The 522-nt window shown below is 49.6% G+C and carries 1 protein-coding gene; it reads left to right on the top strand.

What is annotated here, in order from left to right; genetic code table 11:
• Nucleotides 1-42: 42 nt before the first annotated feature.
• Nucleotides 43-522: molybdopterin-dependent oxidoreductase (locus AC3A8L_RS17155; protein ID WP_487963498.1), on the top strand; the 480-nt coding region annotated here is incomplete at its 3' end.

The following is a 522-nucleotide window of genomic DNA, read 5'->3' as shown; positions in this document are numbered from 1 at the left end:
TGCAAAGCGTGCGGGTTAGGAATGGGCGGCCAACGCGGCGGCATGACTAACGAACTCGACGAATTCCCCTCGGTTTGCAATAAAAGCATTCAAGCCCAATCGACCGATATACAGCCGCCTATCCCGGCCGAAATTTTTAACCACACCCTCGATGAACTACGAGAACTTTCGGCAAAAGAATTGGAGCACTTAGGGCGCTTAGGCTCCCCCGTATTTAAGGATGCCGCTAGTAATGCCTACAAGGTAGTGAGCTGGGATTGGGCACTGGACTATGCCGTAAAAAAGTTTGCGGCAAGTAAACCTGACAATACTTTTTTCTATAGCTCTGGCCGCTCTTCGAATGAAGCAGGTTTTTTATTACAGTTACTTGCCCGCGCCTACGGCACCAACAATGTTAACAACTGCTCTTATTACTGCCACCAAGCCACGGGCGTTGGGTTAGGCGCCACTATTGGCACCGGCACAGCCACGGTAGAGTTAGAAGATTTATCACTGTGCGATTGCATTTTTGTTATAGGCGCA

This window comes from Marinagarivorans sp., from assembly GCF_982758155.1.
This window is presented reverse-complemented; position numbering and strand designations above follow the sequence as displayed.